Genomic DNA, 20,023 nt, shown 5'->3' with positions numbered 1-20,023 from the left:
GCAGGCGGCGCCCCCGGTGGATTGATTTTGGCGCCCAGGTGCGGATAGGTTCGACTCACACCCCGTTGTGCTGGACCTGTCCGCACCGCTGCCACGCCAAGGAGCCCGTTGTGAGTTTGCCGCCACTCTCAGACCAGGAACGCGCCGCGGCTCTGAAGAAGGCGGCTGCGGCCCGGACCCTCCGCTCTGACACCAAGGGCAGGCTGAAGAGCGGGGCCGTTTCCGTGGCGGATGTGATCGCCGCCTCAGCGGCGGAACCGGCGCTTGGACGGCTGAAGGTGACAGACTTATTGGAAGCCCTCCCGGGCATTGGAAAGGTACGTGCAACTGTGATCATGAGCGAGCTGGGCATAGCCCCAACCCGCCGCCTGCGGGGCCTTGGCGTCCACCAGCGCCGCATGCTTGTGGACTATCTGGGCCAAGACCTGTGAGCGGAACCGCCGTCGACGTGCCGGGCGAGAACGTCGTGCGGACCAAACCGCGCAGCGGGGTGACTGTCCTGGCCGGACCCACCGCCGTCGGCAAGGGCACCGTCTCCACCTTCATCAGGGACAACTACCCCCAGGTGTGGCTGTCCGTTTCCGCCACCACGCGCCCGGCCCGGCCCGGCGAAGTGGAGGGCGTGCACTACTTTTTCAAAACCCCGGAGCAGTTCGACGAACTCGTGGGCCGCGGCGACCTGCTCGAATGGGCCGTGGTCCACGGCGCCAACCGCTACGGCACGCTGCGCAGCACCGTCGAGGCGGCCGTTGCCGCAGGCCGTTCGGTGCTGCTGGAGATCGATCTCCAGGGCGCACGCCAGGTCAAGGCCGCCATGCCCGAGGCGGATTTCGTGTTCCTTTCCCCGCCCAGCTGGCATGAACTGGTCCGCCGCCTGGTGGGCCGGGGCACGGAATCGGCGCAGGAACAGCACCGCCGCCTGGAAACCGCTAAACTGGAACTTGCTGCCCAACCGGAGTTTGACTTCACCATCGTCAACGATGATGTCAGCCGTGCCGCAGCCGAGCTTGTCACCCTGATGGGGCTAACGCCCAACCACGGTGACTGACCCGGCACCACCCATACAAATTTTGGAGAAGTAAATTGACTACACTGCCCGAAGGCATCATCAATCCGTCCATCGACTCACTGCTTGAAGCCGCGGACTCGAAGTACGGGCTGGTCATCTTTGGTGCCAAGCGCGCCCGCCAGATCAACGCCTACTACGCGCAGCTGCACGAAGGCCTGTTCGAGTACGTCGGCCCGCTGGTGGACACGAAGCTGAACGAGAAGTCGCTTTCCATCGCCTTCCGCGAGATCGACGAGGGCCTTCTGGTCTCCACGCCGATCGAAACCGCCTAAGGGCGGATTGCGTTCCTTGGCCGTGCTGAACGTTGTCCTGGGGGTGGGGGGCGGCATCGCCGCCTACAAGTCCGCCCTGCTGCTGCGCCTGTTCACCGAGGCCGGCCACCAGGTCACGGTCATCCCCACGGAGGCCTCCACGAAGTTTGTGGGCGCTGCGACCTGGGAGGCGCTCAGCGGCCGGCCCGCCACCAACAGCGTCTTTGACGCCGTGGAAACGGTCAACCACGTCCGGATCGGCCATGAGGCGGACCTCATCGTGGTGGCCCCGGCCACCGCGGACCTCCTGGCCAAGGCGGCCGCCGGACTCGCCGACGACCTCCTGACCACCACGCTGCTCATGGCGCGCGGCCCGGTCCTGTTCGCCCCGGCCATGCACACCGAAATGTGGCGCCACGCGGCCACCACGGCGAATGTGGCCACCCTGCGCTCCCGCGGCGTCCACGTGCTGGAGCCTGCCACCGGCCGGCTCACGGGCCCGGACACGGGTCCCGGCCGCCTGCCGGAGCCCGAAGAAATCTTTGCCGCCGCCATCGCGCTCGTGGACCCGACCGTTCCCCGCGCCGCGCACGACGCCGCGTCCCCGGCTTCCGCGGGGTCGCCGGCGTCCGCCGCGCCGGCCAACGCCGCGGGCACCGGCTTCGGCACGGCTGCCGGGCATGCGGCTACGCCTTCGCCGCCGGCAGGCGCCGGGGCCGCCGGTTCCGAAGATGCAGGTTCCCAAGACATTGGTTCCGAAAACGCTGACGGGGCGGCCGCGGACAGCCAGCTCCTGCAGGGCAGGCGCGTCGTCATCACCGCCGGCGGCACGCGCGAGCCGCTGGACCCGGTACGTTTCCTGGGCAACAAGTCCTCGGGCAAGCAGGGCGTGGCCCTCGCCGAGGCCGCACTCGCGGCCGGCGCCGAGGTCATCCTGATCCACGCCCACATGGAGGTGGCCCCTCCGTCGAGCGCCAAATTACACAGCGTGGACACCGCCCTGGAACTGCGGGCCGCCACGCTGTCCGCGGCGGCCGGCGCCGACGTGGTGATCATGGCGGCCGCGGTGGCGGACTTCCGCCCCTCCACCGTCTCGACGGGCAAGATCAAGAAGCGCGACGACGCCGCGGACCCCGTCATCAAGCTGGTCCGCAACCCCGACATCCTGGTGGAGGTCGTGGCGCACCGTGCCGCCCAAAACCTGTCCCAGCTCATTGTCGGCTTTGCGGCGGAGACCGGCGACGACGAGCACGACGCCCGCAGCTACGCCGAGGCCAAGCTGGCCCGCAAGGGCTGCGACCTGCTCGTGGTCAACGAAGTCGGCCCGGGGGAGACCGGACAGGAAAAGGTGTTTGGCCAGGACGGCAACCAGGTGGAGATCCTGGCCCGCGACGGCGCCGAGCCGGTGCAGGCCTCAGGGTCCAAGCGCCAGGTGGCGGACGCCGTCGTACGGGTCGTGGCGGAGCGGCTCGGCACCATGTGAGCGCACGCTCGTGAACCTGTGTGTCAGCCCACGCACCGCCCCCGCCGGCGGCCGCCGTCGAACCAGTAGAGTAGAACAGTGACTTCAGCGAACCCCTTGCGCCTTTTTACCTCCGAATCCGTGACCGCAGGACATCCGGACAAGATCTGCGACCAGATCAGCGACGCCATCCTTGACGCGTTGCTGGCCGAGGACCCCAACTCCCGTGTGGCCGTGGAGACCATGGCCACCACCGGCCTGGTCCACGTGGCCGGGGAGGTCACCACCGACGCCTACGTGGAAATCCCGCAGATTGTCCGCAACACCATTCTTGACATCGGCTACGATTCATCGGCCAACGGCTTCGACGGCGCACGCTGCGGCGTGTCGGTCTCGATCGGCCAGCAGTCCCAGGACATCTTCGAAGGCGTGTTCAACTCCCTGGAGGTCCGTGAAGGCACCGCCGTGGACGACGACGATTCCCAGGGTGCCGGCGACCAGGGCCTCATGTTCGGCTACGCCAGCAACGAGACCGCGTCCTACATGCCCACCCCCATCTTCCTGGCGCACCGGCTGTCCGAGCGCCTGACGGACGTGCGCAAGTCCGGGCTGCTGGCCTACCTGCGCCCCGATGGCAAGACCCAGGTCACCATCGGCTACGACGGCGACGTCCCGGTCTCCGTGGACACCGTGGTCATCTCCAGCCAGCACGCCGAGGGCACCTCCCTGGACCGGCTCCGGGCCGACCTGCAGGAATTCGTCATCGCGCCCGTCATGGACGCGTCGGGATTGGACGTCTCCGCCATCAAGACGCACCTGAACCCGGCCGGCCCCTTTGTGGTGGGCGGTCCGGTGGGCGACGCCGGGCTGACCGGGCGCAAGATCATCGTGGATACCTACGGCGGCATGGCGCGGCACGGCGGCGGCGCGTTCTCCGGCAAGGACCCGTCGAAGGTGGACCGCTCCGCCGCGTACGCCATGCGCTGGGTCGCCAAGAACGTAGTGGCCGCCGGCCTGGCGTCCCGCGCCGAGGTGCAGGTGGGCTATGCCATCGGCGTGGCGCGCCCGGTGGGCATCTACGTGGAAACGTTCGGCACCGAGACGGTGGATCCGCGCCGGATCGAGCAGGCCATCGAGTCCGTCTTTGACCTGCGCCCCAGCCCCATCATCCGCGACTTGGACCTCAAGCGGCCGATCTACGCGAAGACTGCCGCCCACGGCCACTTTGGCCGCGACGACCCGGACTTCACCTGGGAATACCTGGACCGCGTGGAAGCGCTCAAGGCCTTCTTCAACGCCTAGGTGCTGAATTATCCACAGCCGAGCACAGGAACCGCCCGCATGTCGGAGGCCTGTGCTTTGCTGGTTTCAGGGCAGGTTGTCGGCGAAGGCTGCAGGCCCGGACAGGCAAGCCCGCACCGCGCAGGCCGGGCACTGCAGGCCCGCATCGTGCCAGCCCGCATAATTCAGGGCCGGCCGGGAAGGAGGACGCCTTGGAAGGGCACCCCGAAGCACATCCTGAGCAGGGCATCCAGCTGACCCTGCTCAGCGGTTTCGTGGGCCGCGAACGCGTGGCGGACCCCCACAGCGGCGTGGAACTGGCCCCGGCGCTCCCGGTGGCACAGGTGGCCATTGATTCCCCGCTGCCACATCTGGACCGCATCTTCGACTATTCCGTGCCCAAGGCACTCGACGCCGACGCCCGGCCGGGCGTGCGTGTGAGGGTGAAATTTTCGGGCCAGGACCTTAACGGGTTTCTCGTGGCCCGCATTGAATCCTCGGAATCGGACCAGCTGGTGCCGTTGTCGCGCGTCTATTCGGCCGTGCCGGTGCTGGCACCGCGGGTCCTTGAGCTGGCCCGGCGGGTTGCTGCCCGCTACAGCGGCACGGTGGCCGACGTCCTGCGCATCGCTGTGCCGCCGCGCGTGGCCAGCCTGGAGAAGGGCTACCTGCGCAAGGGGACGAAGGACGGCGGGGCGGCCGGTGCCGGGGGGAGCGCAGCACACCCGGCTGCTGCCGATTCCGGTCCGGACTCGCATGCCGCCGGCGGGCATGCCGCCGGCGGGCACGACGCGCCGGAACCCGTCCCGGCCGCCCATCCGGGGCCGTCCCTGTTCTCCGGCTACTCCCACGCCGAGGAGTACCTGACGGAACTTGCCCTGGGCGCCTCGCCCAAGGCCGTGCTGCAATGCCTTTCCGGGTACGGGTCCTTTTCCTGGCACCACCAGATGGCGCAGGCGGCGGCTTACTGCCAGTTGTCGGGGCGGGGGGCCATTGCGGTCGTCCCGGACCTTCGCGACCTTGAACTGCTGGAAGCCGCCTTTGCCGCCGTCCTGCCAGAGGGCAGCTACGTAAAACTGACGGCCGACGACGGCCCCACCCTGCGCTACGACAACTTCCTGCGCGTGCTCAGCGGCGAGGTGAAGATCGTGATCGGGACCCGCTCGGCTGCCTATGCCCCGGTGCAGGACCTGGGGCTGGTGTGCTGCTGGGACGACGGCAACGAACTCCACATTGAACGGCGTGCCCCGTACCAGCACAGCCGGGACGTCCTGCTGCTGCGCTCCGAAATTGAAGGGACCGCTGTGCTCATGGCCGGGCACAGCCGCAGCACCGAATCGCAGCGGCTCGTGGCCACCGGCTGGGCCCAGCCGCTCGTGGCCGGGCGGTCCGTGGCACGGACGGCCACGGCACGCGTCATCAGCACGGCGGACAGCTTCGAACAGGAACGGGACCCCCTCGCGTCGCGGGCCCGGCTGCCCCACCGTGCCTGGGAAACTGCCCGGGCCGCCCTACCGCACGGTCCCGTGCTGGTCCAGGTGGCCCGCACGGGCTACGCTCCCGCCCTGGCCTGCCAGCGCTGCCGGGAGGTGGCCCGCTGCACGGAATGCACCGGCCCGCTCATGCAGGCCCGCGCCCATGGCACCGCCGCCGTGCTGGTCACCTGCCGGTGGTGCGGCCGTGCCGAAACCAATTTCAGCTGCCCCACGTGTGGACACCGGTCCCTGCGCGCCCTGGCCGTCGGCGCGTCGCGGACGGCCGAGGAACTGGGCCGGGCCTTCCCGTCCGCAACGGTGATCTCGTCCTCCGGCGACCACATTAAGACTGTTGTCCCGGACCGTCCGGCCATTGTGGTCGCCACGGTGGGGGCCGAACCCGTGGCGCCGCGCGGCTACGCCGCAGCGCTGCTTCTGGACGGCGACTCCCTGCTGCGGCGCGAGTCGCTGCGTTCCGGCGAAGACACGCTGCGCCGGTGGATGAACGCGGCGGCCCTGGTCCGGCCGGCCCGGGACGGCGGCGTCGTGGTGGTGACCGCCGAGGAGTCCGTTGAGGTGCAGGCGCTGGTCCGCTGGGACCCTGCCGGATATGCCGAGCGCGAGTTTCTGCTGCGCCACGAACTCGGCCTGCCGCCGGCCGTCCGTGTCGCTTCCCTGACGGGGACGGAGCAGGATGTCGCCGCATTCGCCGCTGGACTCCACCTGCCGGAGGCAGTGCGCGTCATCGGCCCGGCGCCCCTCGCGGCGTCGTACGCCTCCAGTCCGGGCACAGACACGGACGACGCCCCCGATTACCGCACCCTGCTGTTCTTTCCCTATTCCATGGCCGCCGCCGTCACCGGCGCCATGCGTTCCCTCAAGGCATCCAATGCCGCCCGCCGCATCGGCTCGCCGGTGCAGGTGCGTTGCGACGGCGTCGACGTCATTTAGCCGGTTCCCCCCTTCGCACTGAGCTACCGTGGAAGGTCCGGTCTGTGCAGTCGGCGTGAACTGCGGCGGGCGCGTGGCGGCCCGGCGGCCTTGGGCGCGGGGGAGTGGTGCCGTCCACGTCCTGCAGTCCGTGGAACCGGGCATGGTCAGCCGTGGCCGCGCAGCTCCTCGATGGCTTGGATCATGGTCGGGGCCGGAATGATCGGCGGAGCGGTGGCCGTTGCGTCCGGCGGATAGAGGTAGCCGGCAGGGGAGATCCAGCCTGGTTTCTCATCCGGGGCGTTCGTTGCTGTGGGTGTCCACCCCCGCAGGATTCCTGACTCCCGTCCCGGCGCGCGATCACGGCGGTACCGGGCTTCCCGTGGCATTCTGGTCCCGTCCCGGGACTTGCCGTCCTTGAAATGCTTGAGCCGGTGATGGACACCACATTCATTCTTGAGGTTTTCAGGAACTGACGTTCCACCATCTTCCCAGGCGAGGACATGGTCGAGCTCGGTGTCGTCAGTCACCGTGTTGCAGCCGGGGAAAACGCAGGTGCCGTCCCGTGCGCGCAGCAGTGCCCTGAGGGCGCCGGTGACCCTGTATTGGGTTGGATCCATGGACAAGTACTGGTTCGTGAACGGGTCCACCATGATCCGGTACAACGTAGGACACTCCGCGGCCAATTCCCGGGCCATTTCCGGCGGGATTGGCCCGTATCCTTCAAGCTCCGCGGGGTCGGTGGAGCGGCCGAGCAACGTCAGGAGGGGCACGGTGACCAAAACCTGGGCACGGGGCCGCGGGATGCCTGCGAATGGCCGACCGGATCCCGGACCGTCGTCGGCTGGCGGTTCGCCGTCGATGTCCTTGCCAGGGCTAGTGCGCGGCTTACGCCCTGTGCCTGGGTCGGGGACCGCCCCGGCTGACCATTCAGCTTCCGGTTCGTTGTCAATTGCCGGGGCCCGGTCCGATTCCGGGGCTTCGTTCCTTTCGGGAACGGCGGTGCCGGTTGCGAGCAGCCATTCCGCGAGCACGTCCACGCGCAGTTGTGTCAGCGTTCGGTGTTCGGCCGGTCCCTGCAGGGTACGGGCCGTGCGGGTGGCCTGGTTCCAGATCCCTTGTGCGGAGTCGGCGGGCAGGAACATGGAGAGCCACGACATGCCGTCCCTGTCCGGCATCAGGACCAGTTTCCGGTCCCCCAATGCCTTTGCGTGCCGCTGGGCAATGCTCTCGGGGTGGGCTCGTTCCCTGAGCCGCCGGGCCTGGAGCTGGAATTTTGCGGTGGTCATCCCCGGCGCCAGCTCCAGCAGCTGGTGTTCGAAGCCGTCGAGCGAATCGGCCGAAAGGGCCGGCCCGCCCGTCGGGTCCTTGAGGTCCTCAAGTGTTTCAAGCTGGTCCAGGGCCACCACCGCGTTGCGCCACGAGATGGATCCGCTGGACAGTGCCTCCAAGGTGTCCGGGTGCTCCCGGACCAGCGCGACGCTTTGGCCCTTCAGCTCCCCGCCCGTGCGTATGGGGAGCGCCAGCGCGGCGCACAGCTCTGCCGTGGTGGAAATCGCCAGGACCTCCTGTTGCCACGGTTCAAGTTGGGCGGCAATGCCAAGCCGCGTGGAGGCCGTGTCGAGCCGTTCAATCACTCGCGCCTTCAGGGCAGCCAGCCCTGATTCAGCCAGCGCGAGGCTGCGCAGCGCCGCGACGGCGCATAGGTATTCAGCCTCTGCCAGCGTCTCCATGGAATCAATGTCCAGATCCGCGGAGGAGGTTTCGGGGTGCGGCTTGCCGGCCAGCTTCCGGGCCGCCGCGAACGGGTCAGGTGTGGGCTGGTCGTGCGGGGCCGGGGATGGTGGCTCGTCTACTTGATAGGCGGCGACGATTCCAGGGGCAGGCGACCAAAACCCGGCGGCACGCTGGCGGCCGCCGCTGTGAGTTGCATCTGGCTGGAAGTTCTCCATGCCTCCATTCCATCACATAGAGTAGAATATGTAAACCTCAGAAATCAAATAGGCTTTAGTCTACCCAAATATCAATTCGAATCGTGACGACATGGGATGCGCCCTGGGGGGCATCATGGCGAGCACATCCGGACCAACGGAAGCGCGATCGATGGGGTCTGTTGTCGAGTACGACAACGAAAACTTAGGAACCAACGTGGCGCCCACCGGTTCCGGCGCGGAGCACCCCGCGGCAACGCGCGGGACGGGTTCACCCGGCGCCGTGGCGAAAGCCGTGCGGGCCACGCGGCCGCGCGGGCCATGCAGCCGCGCGGGCAACGGACAAGTGGGGTTGGGCCGAGAGCGCGTCCACCACCGTTCCGACCATGGCTGGGTCCGGCTGGTTCCAGCCGGGCATCAGCCGAGGCGCACCGGAAACCACCCGGGGCGGGCGCACCGCTTCAGCCCTGTCCGCGCAGTTCCTCCACGATTGCCAGCAGCTCCCGGGCCGAATCGTCCCAGCTGAACGTTGACGCCTGGGCCACCGACGCCGTCGAACTGGCCGCCCAGGCGTCGTGGTCGTCCAGGGCCCGCACGGCGGCGGCGAAGGCGATGGGGGAGTCGGCGGGGACATAGTGCGCCGCCGAGCCGCCCACCTCGCGGAAGATGTCGGTGTCCGCCACCACCACGGGCGTGCCCAGGGCCATCGCCTCCACGAGTGGCAGGCCGTAGCCTTCGGCCTTGGACAGGGTGACCAGGGCGGTGCTGCGCAGCAGCAGCTCGTCATATTCGGCATCGGTGACCCCGTTGTGGAACACCACCTTCGCCCCCGCGGGAATAAGCGACTCCAGCTTGGCCCGGCGTTCGGCGGTGATCCGGCTGAGCAGGTGCAGCGTGAAGTCCGGCAGCCGGGCCATCCCGGCAATAAGCGTCTCAACGTTTTTGTACGGCATGAATGAGCCCATGTACGCCAGCGACTTTTCCGGCGCCACCGCGGGGTCGCGGGGGACGCGGCCGCCCTGCGGGGCGTTGCCCACAATCCGGATCGGCTTGCGCGTCAACCGGAATTTGTTCATCAGCCCCAGCGTGGTGTGGCTGATCGTCGCGACGGTGTCCGCACGGTTCAGCAGCAGGCGCTGCGGCCAGTACGCCTTGTGGTACAGCCGCCACAATACGCGCACGGGTGCCGGCAGGAAGCCGGGCGGGGCCGGGTGCTCGTAGTAGATGAGGTCGTGCAGGGTCAGGACCAGCGGGTACTTCCGGCCCCAGGTGCCCATGGTCTGCATGGGGCAGAACACCACGTCCGCGCCCAGCTTGTTCACGTGGCGGGACACGAACAGTTCCAGCGGGGACAGGGGTGAATTGACCTTGACCCACGGCAGCTTGGGCAGCAGGGCCAGTTGGCGTTCGTCGTGGATGAGCATGGTGACGTCGGCATAGGGGGCGACGGCGGCCATGAGGCTTGCGCCGTAACGGCTGATCCCGTCGTGGTGGTCCATCCGGGTGAACCGGGCATCCATGACGATCCGGGGCCGGCCGCCGCCGGACGGGCCGCCGTCGGACGTGGCGGGGCTGCTACTGGGGGTCATGGGGCGGGATGCCTTTCCAGGAAGTTGAGGATGGCTGCGGCAGCCGGCCCTGGCGTTTCGTAGTGGATCAGGTGGCCCACGTCGCTGATGACCACCAGCTCGCCATCCGGCAGCAGGTCCATGAGCTTGTGCTGGTTGGGGAGCGTGGCAATCTCGTCCTCGGCGCCGGCGACGAGGAGCACGGGCAGGGTGAGCCTGTCAGCCACCTCCCTCACGGTGCCGCCGACGGAGGCGCGGAATGCCTCCAGCAGCATGTCCCGGTTCGCGAATCTGCTGAAGTACGCGTGGTGCTGGCCGTGGATGAACGTCAGCAGTGCGCGCTCCTTGGTCTTGGCCATGGCCATGCTCATCGCATGGACAATGAGCCAGTTGCGCAGCAGGGCATTGCCGAGGGGGGCCGGGAGTTTCGCCGCGGCCCGGTAGTAAAAGACCGCCAGCTTGGTCAAATGGCCGCTGGGGCCTTCCAGCGCCGGCGCGGCGATGGGGTTGACCAGGATCAGGGCATGCACCCGTCCGGGGCGGGAGGCGGTGAAATGGCTGGCCACGATGGAGCCGAAGGAGTGCCCCAGCAGCACGGTTTTGCTGCCCAGGGCCAGCGCGTCCAGGAAACCGGCCAGGAAGTGGCCATAGCCGGCAATGCTGTGCTCGGTGCGGTCGAAGGCGGGTGAAGCCCCAAAACCCGGCAGGTCCGGCATGATGACACGGTGGTCCGGCAGTAGTTCCACCACCCGCTCCAGCCCGTGGTGGTCGCCGCGGAAGCCGTGCACCATGACGATGGTGCGGGTGGCGGGCGTCCATTCCAGGGGCGCATAGTCCCAGTAGCGCACGGCCGCGCCAGCCACCTCAACCGTGTGGTCGGCGGCCCGGCCGGACAGGTCAACAGCGATGGGTCCGGTGCCCGGCGTCGTACGTTCCTTCACGTTCCTCCTCACCGGGCCGCTAGTTCACATTGTTGGGGTCGGAACCGGAGCGCCGACCGCTGTCCATGCTGGCAATCACGGCCATGTCAGAGGCTGAGAGCTGAAAGCCAAAGACGTCAAGGTTCGCGGCGATCCGCTCCTGGCTTGAGGCCTTGGGAATCACGAGGTGGCCGGACTGGACATGCCAGCGCAGCACCACCTGCGCCACGGACGTCCCGTGCGCGTCGGCCAGGGCTCTCAAGGCCGGCTCGTCCAGAAGCTGGCCGCGGGCCAGCGGGCTCCACGCCTGCGTGGCGATCCCCAGTTCGGCATGGAGGGCGCGCAGCTCATGCTGCTGCAGCCAGGGGTGGAGCTCCACCTGGTTGACGGCCGGGACCACCTCGGTGGCATCCAGGAGCCGGCGCAGGTGCTCCGGCTCAAAGTTGCTGACCCCAATGGCCCGCACGCGGCCCTCGTGGTAGAGCGTTTCCAGCGCCTGGTACGTGGGAATGAACAAGTCCTGCTCCGGGCAGGGCCAATGGATCAGAAACAGGTCAAGGTAGTCGAGCTTGAGCCGGTCCATGGTTTCGCCAAAGGCGGCGAGGGTTGCGTCGTAGCCGTGGCGGTCGTTCCACACCTTGGACGTGACAAAGAGCTCCTCGCGGGGCATCCCGGCCGCAACGGCGGCGTGGACGGCCTGCCCCACGCCTTCCTCGTTGCCGTACAGGGCGGCCGTGTCCACGGTGCGGTAGCCGGCGTCGATGGCGGTCGAGACCAGGTCCGCGCAGCCCGCGGCGGGGACCTTGTAGACGCCGAAGCCGAGCGCGTCAATGAAGACGCCGTTGTTGAGCGGGACTTTTGGTGCGAGGTGCATGGATACGACTCTACCGATTAATGCGTCCGGTGCCGGTGCATCGCGCCTGGGCTTCACCCGCTTCAGACCCCGTCCAGGCTGTTCAGGAAGTCGAAGATCGGGTCGCTGGAATGCGCGTCCGCCTCGACGAGCTCGCGGGCCGTGCCCTCGTCCAGGATCAGGTCGGTGGCCAGGCCGGCGGCGAGCGCCCCCCTGAGCCCCTTGATCTTTTTGGCCCCCGAGACCACGCATATGCGACGCCGGACCCTGCGCAGGCTGTCCAGACCTGGTCCGCTGGAGCGGTCATTGAGCACGATCCCCGTGTCGGTGCCGTCGTCGCGGAAGAAGACCGTGGCGACGTCGCCAGCCACGCCGGAGGCCTCGAGCTCGTCCAGGTCGGTGGAGTCCAGGTAGCCGCCGGCGTAGACGTGGCTCGGGACGTCCGCGTCCATGGATCCCACGCCGAAGATGGCGATCGTCATGCGCTCCTGGAGGTCAAGGATGCGCCGCACGCTGCGTTCCTCCCACATCATGCGCTTGGTCTCGGCATGGTCGAAGAAGGCCGGGACCGGGAACTGCTCCACCTTTGCCCCGTAGGCGCTGCCGAAGCGGCGGATGATCTCGGAGGCGTAGGTGATGCCGGTGGTCTGCGTGTTTCCGGCGCCGTTGAGTTGGACGATGGTGGTTCCATGCGTGGTCTTGCGGGTCAGGTGCCGGCTCACCGCGCTGAGCGTGGATCCCCAGGCCACCCCGATGACTGCGTTGGAGTCGACCAGAGGCGTGATGGTCCGGGCCGCCTGCATGCTCACGCGGTCAAGAACCTCCACTTCGTCCAGCGTGTCCAGCACGGGCACCACATGTACCTCCACCTGGTATCGCTTGCGGATGGCCCGTTCCAGCTCAGGCGCCCGGTCGGCCGGCGTCTTGACCTGGATCTGCACCAGGCCGGTGTCGCGTGCCGTGGAAAGCAGGCGCGAGACCGTGGAGCGGGAGGTGCGCAGCTCCCTGGCAATGGCATCCATGGTCTGGTCCTGCAGATAGTACATTTGTGCAGCCCGCAGGGCATCTGATTGCTTGGGGCGCCTGCTTGGCATGGTAAACACTGCCTTTCTGCACGTTTGTGCAAACGGGTTGATTATATTTTTCAATTCGTCAAAGAATAGTGGGAACAGGCGCCCGATGGCCAACAGCCGCCCGGTGCGCACCCAACACGAACTCGAATGAGGTCACCGTGAGAATGCTCGGCAAGCCGGCCAAGAACGCCAACGACTCCGAAGCGGCCCCGCGGCCGCACGTGGAGGCGTTGCGCAGCCGGCCCCATGCCCAGGTCCTCATCATCGGGGGCGGGATCAACGGCGTGGGCACATTCCGCGACCTGGCCCTGCAGGGCATCGACGTGGCACTCGTGGAGCGCGGCGACTATTGCCAGGGCGCCTCCGGTGCGTCGTCGCACATGATCCACGGTGGCATCCGCTACCTGGAAAACGGCGAATTCCGGCTGGTGCGTGAATCCGTGGTGGAACGCAACCGGCTGCTGAAGATCGCCCCCCACTACGTGAAGCCGCTGCAGACCACCATCCCCATCTTCAGCACTTTTTCCGGCATCCTGGCCGCCCCGATGCGCTTCCTGACGCACAAGCAGGGCAAGCCCCAGGAGCGTGGCGCCTTCCTGATCAAGGCGGGCCTGGCCATGTACGATTCCTTCTCCCGCGACGGGGGCAGCGTCCCCCGCCACGAGTTCAAGGGCCGCGCCAAGGCGCTGGCTGAACTGCCTGCACTGCATCCGGGCATCAAGTATGCCGCCACCTATTACGATGCTTCCGTGCACAACCCGGAACGCCTGACCCTGGACGTGCTCCAGGACGGTGAGAAGGCAGGGCAGTCCGAAGCCGGCACTGCGGCGGACGGCGCCAGCCGTGCGCGGGCGACCAACTATGTGGCGGCCACGGCCATCACGGACCGGGGCGTCCAGCTCACCGACCAGCTCACCGGCGACGAATTCGCCTTCACGGCAGACGTGATCGTCAACACGACCGGCGCCTGGGTGGACTCCACCAACGCCGCAATGGGCGCGGCCACCCGGTTCATGGGCGGCACCAAGGGATCGCACATTGTGCTGGACCATGCCGAACTTCTGGCCGCGTGTAACGGCCGCGAAATCTTCTTTGAGCACACCGACGGCCGGATTGTCCTGATCTATCCCATGGGGGACCGGGTGCTGGTTGGCACCACGGACATCGACGCGGACATCACCGAGGAGGCCGTTTGCACGGAGGAGGAGATCGACTATTTCTTCGAGCTCATCGGCCACGTCTTCCCGGCCATCAGCGTCACCCGCAACGAGATTGTGTACAGCTTCTCCGGCGTGCGCCCCCTGCCCCGGCACGACGAAACCGCGCCCGGCTTCGTCTCCCGCGACTACCGCATCGAGCGTTCGGACATGGCCGTCGCCGGTGCCACGGTCCCCGTGTTCAGCCTGGTCGGCGGGAAGTGGACCACCTTCCGCGCACTGTCCGAGCACCTCGCCAACGACGTCCTGGCAGCGTTGGGGGCCGAACGGAAAACCTCGACGGCGAAACTCGCCATTGGCGGAGGGGCCGGCTTCCCCGCCACCGGAGCCGCCGTGGAGGCCTGGATTGCCGCCCACACCGGCGGCGGCGTCGACGCCGCCCGCGCTGCCGTCCTGCTCACCCGCTACGGCACGCGCGCCGGCCAGGTCCTGGCATACCTCGCCGCCGGCGAAGACGAGTCCCTTGAATCCACCCGCGAGCTCAGCCGCCGGGAAATTGAATTCATGGCGGCCCACGAACACATCGGCCACCTCGTCGACGTGATGATCCGCCGCACCTCCCTGGCCTTCCGCGGACTGGTCACGGCCGAGTTGCTGGCGGAAACCGCGAAGGCCCTGGCGGGTCCGCTGGGCTGGTCCAGGGAACGGCAGGCTGAAGAGGTCAGCCATGCCGAAGACGTTCTCTCACGCCTCCACGGCGTGCAGATACAAAACTTGATCGCCTAAACGCCTCTGGGCAACGGGGCTCAAGAACCGCGGCCGCGAGAGAGCCGCAGTCCACAAAAATGAATAGAAGGAGTCAACGATGAACCTTGGAATAGTGTTCCTGTCCGAAGTGATGGGAACAATGATGCTCACCCTGCTGGGTTGCGGCGTCGTGGCCAACGTGGCGCTGAGGGGAACCAAGGGCAACGCCGGCGGCTTCCTCATGGTCAACTGGGGCTGGGGCCTGGCCGTCATGGCCGGCGTGTTCGTCGCCGCCAAGTCCGGGGCCCACCTGAACCCCGCCGTGACCGTGGGCATCCTTTCCAGCGGTGCCACGGACTATGCACCCAACGTGCCCATCACCTTCGGCTCGACCCTGACGTACTTTGGCGGGGAAATGCTTGGCGCCTTCATCGGCGCGGTGGTGTGCTGGCTTGCCTACAAGCAGCACTTCGACGACGAGCCGGACGGCGCCACCAAGCTCGGCGTCTTCTCCACCGGGCCGGCCAAGCGCAACTATGGCTGGAACGTGGTCACTGAAATCATCGGCACCTTTGTGCTGGTGTTTGTCATCCTGCACTTCGGCGGCGGCGTGACGGGCCTGGGCCCCCTGCCTGTGGCACTGCTGGTTGTCGCCATCGGCGCGTCACTCGGTGGACCGACCGGTTACGCCATCAACCCCGCACGTGACCTCGGTCCGCGCATAGCCCACGCACTTCTGCCCATCAAGGGCAAGGGTGCCAGCGACTGGAGCTATTCCTGGGTCCCCGTCGTCGGCCCGCTCGTGGGCGGCGCCCTTGGCGGGCTCATGGCACAGTGGCTGCCGCTCGTCGTCAAATAGCGGCGGGGCCGGGCCTTGGAAGGCAGCCCCTTGTTGTTAACTGCCTTATGAAGTAGACCAAGTAGAAGTTGGATCGGGCCGCAGCTTGCTGGCAGGCTGCACAAACAAAGGAAACAATGATGTCTCAATATGTAATTGCCATCGACCAGGGAACCACCAGCAGCCGTGCCATCGTCTTTGACCACGACGGCAACATCGTCTCCAGCGGGCAGCTCGAGCACGAGCAGATCTTCCCCAAGGCCGGCTGGGTGGAGCACGACGCGACCGAAATCTGGAACAACACCCGCGAGGTCATCGGCACCGCGTTGGCCCAGGCCAACCTCACCCGGCACGACATCGTCGGCGTCGGCATCACCAACCAGCGCGAGACCGCCGTCGTCTGGGACAAGACCACCGGTGTCCCGGTCTACAACGCCATTGTCTGGCAGGACACCCGCACGCAGGCCATCGTTGACGAGCTCGCCGCCGACGGCGGCGTGGAGCGCTTCAAGCAAAAGGTGGGGCTGCCGCTGGCCACCTATTTCTCCGGCACCAAGATCAAGTGGATACTGGACAACGTCGAAGGAGCCCGCGCCAAGGCGGAGGCCGGGGACCTGCTGTTTGGCAACACTGACAGCTGGGTTGTCTGGAACCTCACCGGCGGCACCGACGGCGGAGTCCACATCACCGACGTCACCAACGCCTCGCGCACCATGTTCATGGACCTGGAGACCCTTTCCTGGGATGAGGAGATCCTCTCGACCTTCGGCGTGCCGAAGTCCATGATGCCCGAGATCAAGTCCTCCTCCGAGGTCTACGGCAAGGTGCACGGAAGCCAGCTGCTGCGCGAGACTCCGGTGGCCGGCATCCTGGGCGACCAGCAGGCGGCCACGTTCGGCCAGGCGGCGTTTGAAAAGGGCGGGGCCAAAAACACCTACGGCACCGGAAACTTCCTGATCGTCAACACGGGCGAGGAGATCGTGCACTCCAAGAACGGGCTCCTGACCACGGTCTGCTACAAGCTCGGCGACGCGAAGCCGGTCTACGCACTGGAGGGCTCGATCGCCGTCACGGGCTCGCTGATCCAGTGGCTGCGCGACAACCTGGGCATGATCAAGTCGGCGCCGGAGGTCGAGCAGCTGGCGAAGACGGTCGAGGACAACGGCGGCGTGTACATTGTGCCGGCGTTTTCCGGGTTGTTCGCGCCGTACTGGCGCGCCGACGCCCGCGGGGCCATCGTCGGCCTGACCCGCTTCGTCAACAAGGGCCACATCGCCCGGGCGGCGCTGGAGGCAACGGCGTTCCAGACGCGGGAGGTGCTCGACGCCGCCAACGCGGACTCCGGGGTGGACATGGAGGACCTGAGGGTCGACGGCGGCATGGTCGCCAACGACGCGCTGATGCAGTTCCAGGCCGACATCCTCGGCATCCCTGTCGTCCGCCCGAAGGTGACCGAGACGACTGCCCTCGGGGCGGCATACGCGGCAGGCCTGGCCGTCGGCTTCTGGAAGGACACCGACGAGCTGGCCACCAACTGGGCCGAGGACAAGCGCTGGGAGCCGAGCATGGACTCCGCCGAACGCGACCGCCAGATGCGCCTGTGGAAGAAGGCAGTCAACAAGTCCATGGACTGGGTCGACGACGACGTGAAGTAACATCCCCCCGACTGTGTTGCACTTGTTGGACGAATTAGGACGAATTAGACGTCATTTCGCTGATATCGGTCCTGTGATCTCGGTCCAAGAAGTGCAACACAGTTTTGGGTTAAGGGGAGGAGACAGTGCGCTAAAGTGGAAAAGTGCACACAACGCTCCTCCTTAGCTAGCCGCAACCAGTTCGTTGCGGCCGCCCCTTGCTGAGTCGAGGGGCTTTTGTGTGTATATGGCATGACAGTGCAAGAGGCCACAGATGATTGAAAAGGCAGGGTACGTGAGCGTGCAGTCCCAGACTGAAGAGAACAGCGACGAGGGCGTCTACAGTTTCGCCGCGATGGAGGCCAAATGGCCGGCCGTCTGGGAGGACCTGAAGGTATTTACCCCCCTCGACGACGGCTCCAAGGAACGCCGCTACGTCCTGGACATGTTCCCGTACCCCTCCGGCGACCTGCACATGGGCCACGCGGAGGCCTTTGCCATGGGAGACGTCGTCGCCCGCTACTGGCGCCAGCTCGGCTTTGACGTGCTACACCCGATCGGCTGGGACTCCTTCGGCCTGCCGGCGGAAAACGCCGCCATCAAGCGCAACGCGCACCCCTCCGAGTGGACCTACGCCAACATCGCCACCCAATCGGAGTCGTTCAAGCGCTACGCCATCTCGGTGGACTGGTCGCGCCGCCTGCAGACTTCCGACCCCGAGTATTACCGGTGGACGCAGTGGCTGTTCAAGCGCTTCCACGAGCGCGGCCTGGCCTACCGCAAGGATTCCCCCGTCAACTGGTGCCCCAAGGACCAGACGGTCCTGGCCAACGAGCAGGTTGTCAATGGCGCCTGTGAGCGCTGCGGCACCATCGTGACCAAGAAGTCGCTGAACCAGTGGTACTTCAAGATCACCGACTACGCCGACCGGCTGCTCGATGACATGGACGCACTGCAGGGCAACTGGCCGGACCGCGTGCTGGCCATGCAGAAGAACTGGATCGGCCGCTCGGAAGGCGCGCACGTCACGTTCGTCATCGAGGAATGCGGAGCCGAAAAACCTCAGCAGGAGCTGACGGTCTTCACCACCCGCCCCGACACGCTCTACGGCGCAACGTTCTTCGTGGTGGCCGCGGACGCGCCACTGGCACTGGAACTCGTCACGGCCGAGCACGCCGAGGCCCTGAGCGAGTACCGAGAAAAGGTCAAGGCCCTCAGCGACATCGAACGCCAGTCGACCGACCGCGCCAAGACCGGCGTCTTTACCGGACGCTACGCCGTCAACCCGCTGACCGGCGAAAGGCTGCCCGTCTGGGCGGCCGACTACGTGCTGGCGGACTACGGCACCGGGGCCATCATGGCCGTCCCGGCCCACGACCAGCGCGACCTCGATTTCGCCAAGGCCTTCGACCTGCCCGTGCGCGCCGTCCTGGACACGGGCGAGGAGGACCCGGCGGTGTCCGGCACCGCGACGACAGGTGAGGGGACGCTGATCAATTCCGGCGAACTCAACGGCCTGTCCAAGGCCGAGGCCATCCCGGCAGCCATCGCCATCCTGGAGAAACTGGGCACGGGAGAGAAGTTCGTCAATTTCCGCCTGCGCGATTGGCTGCTGTCCCGCCAGCGCTTCTGGGGCGCGCCCATCCCGATTGTCCACTGCGCCGAATGCGGCGAGGTTCCGGTCCCGGACGACCAGCTGCCCGTGCGCCTGCCGGACAACCTGCGCGGCGAGGCCCTCTCCCCGAAGGGCACCTCGCCCCTGGCCGCGGCCAGCGACTGGGTTAACGTCAGCTGCCCGCGGTGCGGCGGCGCGGCCAGGCGCGACACCGACACCATGGACACGTTCGTCGACTCGTCCTGGTACTTCCTGCGCTTCGTCTCGCCGCAGTACACGGAGGGCCCCTTCGACCCGGCCAAGGTCAACGACTGGATGCCCGTGGGCCAGTACGTGGGCGGCGTCGAGCACGCCATCCTGCACCTGCTCTACGCGCGCTTCTTTACCAAGGTCATCCACGACATGGGCATGCTCGAGGCCACCGAGCCGTTCAGCCGCCTGCTCAACCAGGGCCAGGTGCTCAACGGGGGCAAGGCCATGAGCAAGTCCCTGGGCAACGGCGTGGACCTGGGCCAGCAGCTGGACCGCTACGGGGTGGACGCCGTCCGCCTCACCATGGTCTTCGCCGGCCCGCCGGAGGACGACGTCGACTGGGCGGACGTTTCGCCGTCGGGCTCGGCCAAGTTCCTGGCCCGCGCCTGGCGCCTGGGCCGTGATGTGTCCAGCGAACCCGGCACGGACCCGTCCACCGGCGACCCCGCGCTGCGCTCCACCTCGCACCGCACCATCCACGAGGCCAAGGCCCTGCTGGAAGGCCACAAGTTCAATGTGGTCGTCGCCAAGTTGATGGAGCTTGTCAACGCCACCCGCAAGGTCATCGATTCCGGCGCCGGCCCGGCAGACCCGGCGGTGCGCGAGGCCGTCGAAGCGGTTGCGATCCTGCTGAGCCTCTTCGCCCCCTATACGGCCGAGGACATGTGGAATGCCTTGGGCCACCCGGCATCCGTCGCGAACGCGGGCTTCCCGGAGGTCGACGAGGCCCTGCTGGTGCAGCAAACCCTGACGGCAGTCGTGCAGGTCAAGGGCAAGGTGCGCGACCGGCTCGAGGTTTCCCCGGACATCACCGAGGCCGAACTGCGCGACCTTGCGTTGGCCTCGGAAGCGGTGCAGAAAGCCCTCGACGGCGCAGGCATCCGCACGGTGATCGTCCGGGCGCCTAAGCTGGTCAACATCGTCCCGGCCTAGCACGGGAACCACCGGCACAAACCAGGGGAGCGGC

The 20,023-nt window shown here is 67.3% G+C and carries 15 protein-coding genes; 10 read left to right on the top strand and 5 right to left on the bottom strand.

The features are described from left to right. Positions 1–110 precede the first annotated feature (110 nt). From mihF to DMB86_RS11840, 6 genes are all read left to right on the top strand, one after another. A complete protein-coding gene (gene mihF, locus DMB86_RS11865; RefSeq protein WP_113717996.1) occupies positions 111–431 on the top strand; it encodes an integration host factor, actinobacterial type in 321 nt (106 codons plus the stop codon). After that, positions 428–1,048 (top strand): guanylate kinase, encoded by a 621-nt coding sequence (gene gmk, locus DMB86_RS11860; protein ID WP_418202273.1) that lies wholly within the window; start codon positions 428–430, stop codon positions 1,046–1,048. The genes mihF and gmk overlap by 4 nt, the downstream gene beginning before the upstream one ends. A gap of 35 nt (positions 1,049–1,083) precedes the next feature. Further along, positions 1,084–1,341: a DNA-directed RNA polymerase subunit omega gene (gene rpoZ / locus DMB86_RS11855; protein ID WP_113717995.1), complete on the top strand. Its 258-nt coding sequence runs from the start codon at positions 1,084–1,086 to the stop codon at positions 1,339–1,341. Positions 1,342–1,366: 25 nt separating this feature from the next. Beyond that, positions 1,367–2,803, top strand: coding sequence for a bifunctional phosphopantothenoylcysteine decarboxylase/phosphopantothenate synthase (locus DMB86_RS11850; protein ID WP_113719527.1), 1,437 nt, complete (start codon positions 1,367–1,369; stop codon positions 2,801–2,803). 78 nt (positions 2,804–2,881) lie between these two features. After that, a complete protein-coding gene (gene metK / locus DMB86_RS11845) occupies positions 2,882–4,084 on the top strand; it encodes a methionine adenosyltransferase (protein WP_113717994.1) in 1,203 nt (400 codons plus the stop codon). Between the two features lie 191 nt (positions 4,085–4,275). Beyond that, a complete protein-coding gene (locus DMB86_RS11840) occupies positions 4,276–6,489 on the top strand; it encodes a primosomal protein N' (RefSeq protein ID WP_113717993.1) in 2,214 nt (737 codons plus the stop codon). Positions 6,490–6,635: 146 nt separating this feature from the next. Here the strand turns inward: DMB86_RS11840 and DMB86_RS11835 are convergent, their stop codons facing one another. The 5 genes from DMB86_RS11835 to DMB86_RS11815 form a co-directional block, all read right to left on the bottom strand. Next, positions 6,636–8,420, bottom strand: coding sequence for an HNH endonuclease signature motif containing protein (locus DMB86_RS11835; protein ID WP_113717992.1), 1,785 nt, complete (start codon positions 8,418–8,420; stop codon positions 6,636–6,638). A gap of 440 nt (positions 8,421–8,860) precedes the next feature. Then, positions 8,861–9,988 (bottom strand): glycosyltransferase family 4 protein, encoded by a 1,128-nt coding sequence (locus tag DMB86_RS11830; RefSeq protein ID WP_113717991.1) that lies wholly within the window; start codon positions 9,986–9,988, stop codon positions 8,861–8,863. Next, positions 9,985–10,908 carry an alpha/beta fold hydrolase gene (locus DMB86_RS11825; protein ID WP_113717990.1) on the bottom strand — a complete coding sequence of 308 codons (924 nt, stop codon included), beginning with the start codon at positions 10,906–10,908 and terminating at the stop codon, positions 9,985–9,987. The genes DMB86_RS11830 and DMB86_RS11825 overlap by 4 nt, the downstream gene beginning before the upstream one ends. 19 nt (positions 10,909–10,927) lie before the next feature. Then, the gene (locus DMB86_RS11820) at positions 10,928–11,761 is read right to left on the bottom strand and encodes an aldo/keto reductase (protein WP_113717989.1); all 834 of its coding nucleotides are present in this window, start codon (positions 11,759–11,761) and stop codon (positions 10,928–10,930) included. Between the two features lie 62 nt (positions 11,762–11,823). After that, positions 11,824–12,786 carry a sugar-binding transcriptional regulator gene (locus tag DMB86_RS11815; RefSeq protein ID WP_418202272.1) on the bottom strand — a complete coding sequence of 321 codons (963 nt, stop codon included), beginning with the start codon at positions 12,784–12,786 and terminating at the stop codon, positions 11,824–11,826. 191 nt (positions 12,787–12,977) lie between these two features. Here DMB86_RS11815 and DMB86_RS11810 point away from each other — a divergent pair, with 191 nt between their 5' ends. From DMB86_RS11810 to leuS, 4 genes are all read left to right on the top strand, one after another. Continuing rightward, positions 12,978–14,756 carry a glycerol-3-phosphate dehydrogenase/oxidase gene (locus DMB86_RS11810; protein WP_113717987.1) on the top strand — a complete coding sequence of 593 codons (1,779 nt, stop codon included), beginning with the start codon at positions 12,978–12,980 and terminating at the stop codon, positions 14,754–14,756. A gap of 79 nt (positions 14,757–14,835) precedes the next feature. Continuing rightward, positions 14,836–15,576, top strand: a complete 741-nt coding sequence (locus DMB86_RS11805) for an MIP/aquaporin family protein (RefSeq protein WP_113717986.1) — start codon at positions 14,836–14,838, stop codon at positions 15,574–15,576. A gap of 119 nt (positions 15,577–15,695) precedes the next feature. Next, entirely contained in the window at positions 15,696–17,210 is a 1,515-nt protein-coding gene (gene glpK / locus DMB86_RS11800; protein WP_113717985.1) for a glycerol kinase GlpK, read from the top strand. 274 nt (positions 17,211–17,484) lie between these two features. Next, positions 17,485–19,989 carry a leucine--tRNA ligase gene (gene leuS, locus DMB86_RS11795; RefSeq protein WP_418202327.1) on the top strand — a complete coding sequence of 835 codons (2,505 nt, stop codon included), beginning with the start codon at positions 17,485–17,487 and terminating at the stop codon, positions 19,987–19,989. Positions 19,990–20,023 lie beyond the last annotated feature (34 nt).

Origin of the sequence: Arthrobacter dokdonellae (assembly GCF_003268655.1) — a bacterium.
GTDB lineage: Bacteria > Actinomycetota > Actinomycetes > Actinomycetales > Micrococcaceae > Specibacter > Specibacter dokdonellae.
The sequence above is the reverse complement of the archived record's forward strand: the minus strand, read 5'-3'. Positions and strand labels throughout refer to the sequence as shown.

What these genes read in the sequence shown, in the direction of transcription:
- DMB86_RS11835 (WP_113717992.1), bottom strand. Translation starts at nt 8,420, where the DNA reads ATGGAGAACTTCCAGCCAGATGCAACTCACAGCGGCGGCCGCCAGCGT.
- DMB86_RS11830 (WP_113717991.1), bottom strand. Translation starts at nt 9,988, where the DNA reads ATGACCCCCAGTAGCAGCCCCGCCACGTCCGACGGCGGCCCGTCCGGC.
- DMB86_RS11820 (WP_113717989.1), bottom strand. Translation starts at nt 11,761, where the DNA reads ATGCACCTCGCACCAAAAGTCCCGCTCAACAACGGCGTCTTCATTGAC.
- DMB86_RS11815 (WP_418202272.1), bottom strand. Translation starts at nt 12,786, where the DNA reads ATGTACTATCTGCAGGACCAGACCATGGATGCCATTGCCAGGGAGCTG.
- DMB86_RS11810 (WP_113717987.1), top strand. Translation starts at nt 12,978, where the DNA reads ATGCTCGGCAAGCCGGCCAAGAACGCCAACGACTCCGAAGCGGCCCCG.
- DMB86_RS11805 (WP_113717986.1), top strand. Translation starts at nt 14,836, where the DNA reads ATGAACCTTGGAATAGTGTTCCTGTCCGAAGTGATGGGAACAATGATG.
- glpK (WP_113717985.1), top strand. Translation starts at nt 15,696, where the DNA reads ATGTCTCAATATGTAATTGCCATCGACCAGGGAACCACCAGCAGCCGT.